The 9,355-nt window shown below is 70.8% G+C and carries 8 protein-coding genes and 2 pseudogenes; 7 read left to right on the top strand and 3 right to left on the bottom strand.

All coding sequences use genetic code 11. The annotated features are described in order from the left end of the window. The 7 genes and pseudogenes from QM597_RS01940 to QM597_RS01970 form a co-directional block, all read left to right on the top strand. A pseudogene (locus QM597_RS01940) lies at positions 1-253 on the top strand (hypothetical protein); the annotation flags it as partial. After that, positions 250-2,268, top strand: a pseudogene (locus tag QM597_RS01945) (aminodeoxychorismate synthase component I); the annotation flags it as partial. The pseudogenes QM597_RS01940 and QM597_RS01945, both read left to right, overlap by 4 nt. 123 nt (positions 2,269-2,391) lie before the next feature. Then, positions 2,392-2,961 carry an anthranilate synthase component II gene (locus QM597_RS01950; RefSeq protein WP_415003196.1) on the top strand — a complete coding sequence of 190 codons (570 nt, stop codon included), beginning with the start codon at positions 2,392-2,394 and terminating at the stop codon, positions 2,959-2,961. Positions 2,962-3,040: 79 nt separating this feature from the next. Continuing rightward, the gene (recR, locus tag QM597_RS01955) at positions 3,041-3,643 is read left to right on the top strand and encodes a recombination mediator RecR (RefSeq protein WP_415003189.1); all 603 of its coding nucleotides are present in this window, start codon (positions 3,041-3,043) and stop codon (positions 3,641-3,643) included. A gap of 98 nt (positions 3,644-3,741) precedes the next feature. Next, the gene (locus QM597_RS01960) at positions 3,742-4,140 is read left to right on the top strand and encodes a hypothetical protein (RefSeq protein ID WP_415003190.1); all 399 of its coding nucleotides are present in this window, start codon (positions 3,742-3,744) and stop codon (positions 4,138-4,140) included. Between the two features lie 183 nt (positions 4,141-4,323). After that, complete coding sequence (locus QM597_RS01965; protein ID WP_415003191.1) at positions 4,324-5,601, top strand: aspartate kinase; 1,278 nt, start codon at positions 4,324-4,326, stop codon at positions 5,599-5,601. Next, positions 5,598-6,638, top strand: coding sequence for an aspartate-semialdehyde dehydrogenase (locus QM597_RS01970; RefSeq protein ID WP_415003192.1), 1,041 nt, complete (start codon positions 5,598-5,600; stop codon positions 6,636-6,638). The genes QM597_RS01965 and QM597_RS01970 overlap by 4 nt, the downstream gene beginning before the upstream one ends. A gap of 97 nt (positions 6,639-6,735) precedes the next feature. Here the strand turns inward: QM597_RS01970 and QM597_RS01975 are convergent, their stop codons facing one another. The 3 genes from QM597_RS01975 to QM597_RS01985 form a co-directional block, all read right to left on the bottom strand. Further along, entirely contained in the window at positions 6,736-7,800 is a 1,065-nt protein-coding gene (locus QM597_RS01975) for a hypothetical protein (protein ID WP_415003193.1), read from the bottom strand. Positions 7,801-7,805: 5 nt separating this feature from the next. Continuing rightward, a complete protein-coding gene (locus QM597_RS01980; protein WP_415003194.1) occupies positions 7,806-8,852 on the bottom strand; it encodes a hypothetical protein in 1,047 nt (348 codons plus the stop codon). 27 nt (positions 8,853-8,879) lie between these two features. Next, positions 8,880-9,355: hypothetical protein (locus tag QM597_RS01985; RefSeq protein WP_415003195.1), on the bottom strand; the 476-nt coding region annotated here is incomplete at its 5' end.

Consider the following 9,355-nt stretch of genomic DNA (forward strand, 5'->3'; position numbering starts at 1 on the left):
CGCCGAACCGGCCCCCCGCCCCCCGGCCGCACCGCCGTCTCGGCCCGCCACGCTGCGGCCGGCCCCGGCTCCCGTGCCCGAGGCGGTGCGCGAGGCGCTCGCGCACCCGGTCGCTCCCGGCGAGCGCCCCGACCCCGATGCGCACGCCGATCCGACCGATCCGGTGCTCGCCGAGAAGTCGGTCGCCGATGTCGAGGCGCTGCTGAGCCGCGAGCTGGGTGCCGAGGTCATCGACGGTCTCGACCTGCCATGACCCCGCGCGCGAGCCGCCTGCGGCTCGGTGACGTCACCGACTCGCCGACCACGCTGCTGCGCCGCCTGCGACACCGCCGCCGGCTCGTCGCCCTGACCGGCGCCTGGCATCACGGCGAGGCGCTCATCACCTTCGACCCCGACGCCGAGGTCGCGGCCGGTGCCGACCCCTTCGAGATCGGTGCCGAGCACCCGCCGGCACCCGCCGACGGCACCTTCGGCGGCGGCTGGATCGGGCTGTGGGGCTATCGGCTCGGGCGACGCCTGGAGCAGATCGGTGCCGAGCCGGGCCGCCCCCACCTGCGGCCCGACCACATCGTCGGGCACTACCGGCACGTACTGCGCCGGGTCCGCGGGGTGTGGTGGGCCGAATCGCTCGGCCCCGACGACGAACTCGCGGCCTGGGTCGATTCCCTCGCCGACGACCTGTACGCCGACTCGGCCGCGACGGGCCGCTACACGTTCACGCCGTTCTCCTCCGTGCCCGCGCCGCACGCCCACGAGGCGGCCGTCGCCCGCGTCCTCGACCACATCGCTGCGGGCGACATCTTCCAGGCGAACCTCTGCCAGCGGCTCGAAGCGCGCTTCGACGGCGATCCCCTGGACGTCTTCTGCGCGGGCGTCGAGGCACTGGACCCTGCGTATGCGGCCTATGTGGCCTTCGGCGGCGGCGCGGTGGTCAGCCTGTCGCCCGAGCTGTTCCTGCGGCGCACCGGCCGCGAAGTGCTGACCTCGCCGATCAAGGGCACCGCGCCGCTCACGGCCGAGCCGGGCGAACTCGTCGCCTCGGCCAAGGATCGCGCCGAGAACGTGATGATCGTCGACCTCATGCGCAACGACCTCGGCCGGGTCTGCGAGCCGGGGTCGGTGCGGGTGCCGGCCATCGCCCGCGCGGAGAGGCACAGCGTGTGGCATCTGGTCTCCGACGTCGTCGGCCACCTGCGTCCGGGCCTGACCGATGCCGACCTGCTGCGTGCGACCTTCCCGCCCGGATCGGTCACCGGGGCACCGAAGGTGCGGGCGATGCAGATCATCGCCGCGCAGGAGGCCACCGCCCGCGAGGCGTACACCGGGGCCATCGGCCACCTCAGCCCGCATGCCGGACTCGAACTGAACGTCGTCATCCGGACCTTCGAGTTCGACACGTCGTCCGGGGCGGTATGGCTGGGTGTCGGCGGCGGCATCGTGGCCGACTCCACGCCGGCGGCCGAGCAGGCCGAATGCCTCGTCAAGGCCGCCCCGCTGCTGGCCGCCGTCGGTGCTACGTCGGTCATTGAGGCGCGAGGGCGCCCCGCGCCCGAGCCTCGAAATGACCCGACAATGCAGGCTTCGCCCTTCGAGGCTGGTGGCCCCTCCCTGAACGGAGCGCAGCGGAGTTCTCGGGGGACTCCTTCGTCGCAGCACCTCGGGGAACGGGCTGTCTTCGACACGGTGCTCGTCGTCGACGGCCGACCGGTCGACCTGGACTCCCACTTGGCTCGCCTCGACGCGAGCGTGCGGTCGCTGTACGGCAGCACCGTCCGCGCGGGCCTAGAGGCCGCCGTCGCCGCGAAGGTCCGCGGCCTGCACGGTCGTCACCGGCTGCGGATCGACGCCGCGCCTCGGGGGTCGCAGGGCAACGGCGGGGACGTCGAGGTACGGCTCACCGTCGCGCCCCTGCGCAGCGAGCCGGACGCCTGGGAACTCGACGTGCAGGTCGTGCCCGGCGGCTGGGGTGCCCACAAGTGGGCCGGTCGCACCGAACTGGGAGCGCACGTCCCCGGCCGCGACCGGCTGCTCGTGGACGCCGACGGATCGGTGCTGGAGACCGCCCGCGGCTCGCTGTTCGTCGTCCACGACGACGGCGTACACACCCCGCCGCTCGACGGCCGCATCCTGCCCGGCACCGAGCGCGCGCGGGTAATCGAGCGGCTGCGGTCGTCCGGCATCCCCGTTTATCAGCGCCGGCTGACCACGGCCGACCTGCGCACGGCCTCGGAGGTGTTCGTGACCAACGCGCTGCGCGGCACCGTACCGGTCAGCGCGGTGCCGGGCGTCGGGGCCTGGCCGGTGCCCGGACCGCTCGCCCGGCGGCTGCGGTCCGGCGAGCGGCCGGAGCATCCCGTGCCGCGCCGCGACCGCAGCGACGGCACACGGGTCCTGTTCGTCGACAACTACGACTCCTTCGTCTACAACCTCGTGGACTACGCCGGGGAGTTGGGTGCGACCACCGAGGTCGTGCGCAACGATCACGGCGATGTCGATGCCCTGGTCGGCCGGGCGCGGGCCGGGGAGTTCACCCACGTGATCGTCTCGCCCGGCCCCGGCACGCCGGCCGAGGCAGGCATCAGCGCCGACCTGATCCGGCGGCTCGGACCCGCGCTCCCGGTGCTCGGCGTCTGCCTGGGCCATCAGGTCATCGGGGAGGTGTACGGAGGGCGGGTCGCGCGCGCGCCGCAGGTCGTTCACGGCAAGCCGTCGCTCGTCCACCACGAGGGCACCGGGGTCTTCGCCGGGCTGCCGAGCCCGCTGACCTGCGCGCGCTATCACTCGCTCGTCATCGACCCCGCGAGCCTGCCGCCGGCCCTGGAGGTCACCGCGCGCACCGCCTCGGGGGTCATCATGGGCGTGCGGCACCGCGTACATCCGGTCGAGGGCGTGCAAATGCATCCCGAGTCGATCCTCACCCATCACGGACACGACATGATCGCTGCCTTCTTGGCCCGCTGAACCCCTCACCCGGAACGAAGTTGAGCGTTCGCGGCGGCGGCTGCGGCGCGGGAGCAGGTACGGCCCGTAGGCTGGGCGGGTGTACGACGGCGTAATCCAGGACCTCATCGACGAGCTCGGGCAACTCCCGGGCATCGGTCCCAAGAGCGCCCAGCGCATCGCCTTCCACATCCTCGACGCCGACCCCGACGATGTGCGCCGGCTCGCCGCAGTGCTGAGCGACGTCAAGGCGAAGGTCCACTTCTGCGCGATCTGCTGCGTCGTCACCACCGACCCCGAATGCCGCATCTGCAGCGACCCACGCCGCGATCCGACCGTGCTGTGCGTGGTCGAAGAGAGCAAAGACGTCGTCGCCATCGAGCGCACGCGCGAGTTCCGCGGCCGCTATCACGTCCTCGGCGGCGCGATCAGCCCCATCGACGGCATCGGCCCGGACCAGCTGCACATCAAGGAGTTGTACGCGCGGCTCAACGACCCGGCGATCACCGAGGTCATCATCGCCACCGACCCCAACCTCGAAGGCGAGGCGACCGCCACCTATCTGATCCGGGCGCTGACGACCTTCGGCATCAAGGTCAGCAAACTCGCGAGTGGCTTGCCGATGGGCGGCGACCTGGAGTACGCCGACGAACTCACACTGGGCCGAGCGTTCGAGGGGCGCACGTCGGTTGGCGTCGCCTGAACGGCTCCCTCAATCGGTTTCTTCGCGAAACTTTCGCTAGGCTGCATCGTGTCAGCGCCGCCGGGGCGGTGACCATGTCAGTTGATCGAGGGGTACAGATGAAGATTCGCAGCCGACTCACCGCCACCGCCCTGATCGTCACCATCGGCCTCTTCGGCTTGGCCGCCTGCGGTTCGGACGACAGTGACACCGACACCGAGAAGGACGACACTTCCACCTCGAAGACCGAGGACACGACGGAGGAGTCTGACGGTGACAAGCCCAGCAAGGACGAGGTCATCGCCGGTTACGCGGAGTACGTCAACGCCCAGGCCGGCGGCGGACTGCCCGAAAGTGTCGTCACCGACGTCGTGAGCTGTTTCGTCGACGAGGTCTACGACGACGCCTCGGCCCAGACGCTGCAGGCCATCGCCGACGGTGACCCGACCGGGGTCGATCCGGCGGACGCTCAGTTGTTCACCGATGCGAGCACCGCCTGCATGCAGTCCCTCGGCTGAGCATCACACCCGCGCGAAGGGGGATCGCCTACGGGGCGGTCCCCCTTCGTCATGCCGGAGCGGGAGGAAACGGCAGGATTTCGGCGCTCGCTGACCGGATCGCCGGCCAAGGCCACCCTGACCGGCCGGTAGCATGGACCGGGGCGTGCCGACCGGCGTGCCGAAGGTCGATCGAGGGACATCATGGGCATCGTCGTGCAGAAGTACGGCGGCTCGTCGGTGGCGGACGCCGCCAGCGTCAAACGAGTCGCGCAGCGCATCGTCGCGGCCAAGAAGGCCGGCCATGACGTCGTTGTCGTGGTCTCCGCGATGGGCGACACGACCGATGAGCTGATCGACCTCGCCAACGAAGTCTCGCCGTTGCCCCCGGCGCGCGAACTCGACATGCTGCTGACCGCCGGTGAGCGCATCTCGATGGCCGTCCTGGCTATGGCCATCGGCAACCTCGGCCAGGAGGCCCGCTCGTTCACCGGCTCGCAGGCCGGCGTCATCACCGATGCCGACCACGGCCGCGCGAAGATCATCGACGTCACGCCCGGGCGCATCGAACAGGCGCTCGCCGAGGGTGCCATCGCTATCGTCGCGGGCTTCCAGGGCGTCTCGCAGACCACCAAGGACATCACCACGCTCGGCCGCGGCGGCTCGGATACCACCGCCGTCGCGCTGGCCGCAGCCCTCGGGGCCGATGTGTGCGAGATCTACTCCGATGTCGACGGCGTGTTCACCGCCGATCCGCGGATCGTGCCCACGGCGCGCCGCATCCCGCAGATCTCCTACGAGGACTGCCTGGAGATGGCCGCCAACGGCGCGAAGATCCTGCACCTGCGCTGCGTCGAGTACGCCCGCCGCACCAACTTGCCCATCCACGTGCGCTCGTCCTTCTCGCAGAAGGAGGGCACCTGGGTGGTTCCCGCCGAATCCGTCCGGAAGGACCCCGCCATGGAAGCCGCCATCATCACCGGCATCGCGCACGACCGCAGCGAGGCCAAGGTCACTGTCGTGGGTGTAGCCGACAAGGTCGGCTACGCCGCCTCGGTCTTCGATGCGCTCGCCGATGCCGGGGTCAACATCGACATGATCGTGCAGAACATCTCGGCGGCGGCCACCGGGCTGACTGACATCTCCTTCACGCTGCCGCGCGCCGACGGAGCACGCGCGATGGAAGCGCTGACCAAGGCGCAGGACTCCATCGGCTTCGAGCGCCTGCAGTACGACGACAGCGTGGGCAAGGTGTCGGTCATCGGTGCCGGCATGCGCAACTCGCCGGGTATCAGTGCCACGTTCTTCCGGGCGCTGGCCGATGCGGGCGTCAACATCGAGATGATCTCGACCTCGGAGATCCGTATCTCGGTCATCACCGCCGAGAGCCAGGTCGACGACGCGGTGCGCGCGGCGCACGAGGCGTACGGCCTCGGGGCCGACGAGGTCGAGGCCGTCGTCTACGGAGGGACGGGCCGATGACCGCTATCGGCATCGTCGGCGCGACCGGTCAGGTCGGCGTGGCCATGCGACAGATCCTGCTGGAGCGGAACTTCCCCGCCGACGAGGTGCGGTTCTTCGCCTCCCCCCGGTCGGCGGGCACCGTGCTGCCCTTCGGCGACCGGGAGATCACCGTCGAAGACGTCACCACCGCCGATCCGACGGGCCTGGACATCGCCCTGTTCTCGGCCGGTGCCACGGTCAGCCGCGCCCAGGCACCGCGCTTCGCCGAGGCCGGCGTCACGGTCGTCGACAACTCCTCGGCGTTCCGCAAGGACCCGTCGATCCCGCTCGTGGTAAGCGAGGTCAACGCCCATGACATCCCCGCCGGCGACGGTCCGGGCGGGCGCGGCATCATCGCCAACCCGAACTGCACGACGATGGCCGCGATGCCGGTGCTCAAGCCGCTGCATGACGCGGCGGCTCTTCGCCGGCTGGTGGTCAGCTCGTATCAGGCAGTGTCGGGCTCGGGGGTGGCCGGCGTGCAGGAGCTGCACGGGCAGGCGCTCGCCGTGGTCGAGAAGGCCAACGCCCTCGCCTATGACGGGTCGGCGGTGCCCTTCCCCGATCCGGTCACGTACGTCGCGCCCATCGCGTTCAACGTGGTGCCGCTGGCCGGCTCCATCGTCGACGACGGATCGTTCGAGACCGACGAGGAGCAGAAGCTCCGCAACGAGAGCCGCAAGATCCTCGGCCTGCCCGACCTGCTGGTCGCGGGTACGTGCGTCCGCGTGCCGGTGTTCACTGGTCACTCGCTGTCGATCCACGCCGAGTTCGAGGCGGCGATCACGCCCGAGCGGGCGCGCGAGATTCTGGCTTTGGCACCGGGCGTGCGGATCGTCGACGTGCCCACGCCGCTGCAGGCGGCCGGCACCGATCCGAGCCTGGTGGGCCGCATCCGTCAAGACCAGAGCATCGCCGGCAACCGGGGCCTGGTGCTGTTCGTCAGCGGCGACAACCTGCGCAAGGGCGCGGCGCTGAACACCGTCCAGATCGCCGAACTCCTCCTCACCAACTGAGGCTCGCACCTCAGGGATCGAGTCACCCGGTCCCTGAGGTGCGAGGGCGCCCAGCGCCCGAGCCTCGAAGGGACCTCACCACCCCGCAGGCCGTCGTTCACTGGCTGCGGGCGGGGGCCAGGTCCGGTTCGTCGGCACCGATGATCGAGCCGCCGCCGAGATTGCTGGCCGGGTCGACGGGTTCGATACCGCAGGCGACGCGCCGGTACCACCATCCGCTGCTGGTCCAGCCCGAGCCGATGGCTGCCGCCGGTGCCACCACGTCTTCGTCGTAGGCGTCGCCGACGGCTTCGGGCAGGCCCTGGGCGCACACGACGGCAAGGGCGGTCATGGTCGCCTCGCCGGGGTTCGCCGGGTCGGCCTCGATGGCGGCGATCAACTCGTCGGGAAGCACCGCGTCGGCGTCGAAGGCATACACGTACTCGATGCGGTGGTCGCGCTCGCAGTCGGTCGGCGACAGGCTCTGGTCGGTGGCGCTGCGGTTCACGCAGTAGCGCAGGTCGTCGGGGAAGTCCTCGGTGAGGAAACTGCCGGCGAGCTGGCCGGTCACCTCAACCGACCGCTGCGAGTCGGCCGATTCCGACAACTCGCGCTGCTCGGTGTAGCGCGACAGGCACACGACCCGAGGGCGCTCGGCCCAACTCTCGTCGGGGAACTCGTACCCGGAGGCGATGCTCAGGCTCATCGGCACAATGGAGAAGTCCTCGACCGCCTGCTCGCCCTCCATCTCGATGTCGTCCAGGCCCTCCACGGCCCCGAACTCGACCGCGCAGGTGTCGCGGATCCAACTGCGCAGATCCTCTTCAAGATCGTTCTCGGGGTAGAAGAGCCGGTCGTCCAGGCTCTCGCGGTACTCCTCGGTGGGGGTGTCGTCCTCGACGAGGTCGTCGGGGAAGTCCTCGACCGCGAGGATCTCGATGGTGTGCGGTTCGTCGCAGTCGACGACGTTCTCGGTGGAGACGACCGCCGAGGCCACGCCGCGCTTGCCCTCACCGGCATCAATACAGTCCCCGGCCGCCACCGATGCCGGCTCGTCAGGACTCGGCGACGGCTGCGGGCGTGGATCGCTTCCCCCACACCCGGACAACGTCAGCACAGCGACCACCGTCAGTGCCGCTGCCGACCGGTTCCAGCCGCCTCGCACCGCGCATGCCATCGACATGCCCCTCAGCCTCGCGCCACGACGGCGACCTTCGTCTCGCCGAGGCCGAACAGTGACCCGGCGGGCAGCGCCACGGCCGGATCCTCGGGCATGCCGTAGCAGTTGACGACATTGGTCTGGCCGCCCGCACCCCATCCCTCACTGCCGCGCAGCGCGTGACCGGCCACCGCTTCGTCGCGGTCGTCGCCCATGACGAGGTCGAGCGCGTCGTCGCAGGCTTCGTCGAGGCGCTCCTGCACGTCTTCGGGCAGCGGGCTGTAGGTGTCGCCGGAGGAGGCCGCCAACTGTTCGGCGTCCAGCAGGGAGGTCGCGTCGAAAGTGACGGTGTACTCGGCGTCGTGGGTCGCCTCACAGGAGGCATCCGCCGGGATGCCGGTGGCGTCGAAGGAGAAGCACAGGCGCTGCGCGAGCGGCAGGTCGGCCGACATCAGCAGCGCGGTCTGCGGGCCGGTGACGGCAGCGACGGGGGCTGCGGCAGGATCGGCCGACACCTCGACGAAGCGGTTGACGCACAGGAGTGAGGGCTGTTCGGTCCAGCCGGACTGCGGCAGGACCGCATACGGAACCGAATCATGACTCATAGGCCGCACCTGGAGCGTCGCGATGTCGGTTCCGGCGATCTCGGCGTCGCCGTCGAGACCCGCTGCGCGCTGCACCGCGATATCGCAATAGGCGCGGGCGAAGGAGGCGAAAGCGATCTGCACCGAGTCGGTGCGGGTGCCGTCGAGCGCGGCTTGCAGGCGAGTACGGTCGTCCTCGGTCGCGGCGGTACCGGCGATGTACTGACCGGGCATGTCCTGGGCTGCCACCACTTCGTAGATGTGCGGATCGGCACAGTCGACGATGGCGTCGTCGGTGATCGTGGTGTCGCCGAGGACGCCGGCCTCGCCTTGGGCGGCCACGCACGCGCCGGGCACCAGATCGCTCGCGACTCCGGTCGGCGTCGGTACCGGTTCGGCGGTGTCCGCGTCGTCACCGCAACCGCTCAGGCAGACCGCAGCGACGACGGCGAACATGGTCACGGCGAGCAGCGGACGCACGGGTTTCCTCACGTCAGACAGGGTACGGGAGCGATGGCGTCAGCCCGTCGAGACGGGTTCGGTCGAGGAGGCCTCTTCGGCGTTGGCCGCGCGGATCGCCCCGTGGGCGACGAGGTAGGACACGAGGGCGACGGCCGGGACGATGAGCAGCGCCCAGAGGCTCTGGTCGCTGCTCGGCAGGGTGATGAGCAAGGCGACCACGCCGACCAGTTGGCCGAGGCCGGCGACCGGGCCGGCACTGTCGTAGCCGAACCAGCGCAGCAGCGTGCGGCCAACGGCGAAGCCCGCAGCGGCCAGCAGGGCGAAGGCGAACACGCCCCAGACGCCGCCGGACTTCACCCCGAAGAGGCGGTCGAAGCCGGCGAGCACGGCCCAGCCGAGGCCGACGGTCAGCAGGCCGACGACGAGCGCGGTGACGACGACCGCGCGGGCGTCGGGCCACTGCGGCAGGCGCACGGCGAGGGCGCGGCGGGTCACGGCGCGCCCGGCCGAGCCGACCGCGACACCGCCGCGGC

Origin of the sequence: Aeromicrobium sp. (assembly GCF_047607065.1) — a bacterium.
GTDB lineage: Bacteria > Actinomycetota > Actinomycetes > Propionibacteriales > Nocardioidaceae > Aeromicrobium.

What these genes read in the sequence shown, in the direction of transcription:
- QM597_RS01975 (WP_415003193.1), bottom strand. Translation starts at nt 7,800, where the DNA reads ATGTCGATGGCATGCGCGGTGCGAGGCGGCTGGAACCGGTCGGCAGCG.
- QM597_RS01965 (WP_415003191.1), top strand. Translation starts at nt 4,324, where the DNA reads ATGGGCATCGTCGTGCAGAAGTACGGCGGCTCGTCGGTGGCGGACGCC.
- QM597_RS01960 (WP_415003190.1), top strand. Translation starts at nt 3,742, where the DNA reads ATGAAGATTCGCAGCCGACTCACCGCCACCGCCCTGATCGTCACCATC.
- QM597_RS01970 (WP_415003192.1), top strand. Translation starts at nt 5,598, where the DNA reads ATGACCGCTATCGGCATCGTCGGCGCGACCGGTCAGGTCGGCGTGGCC.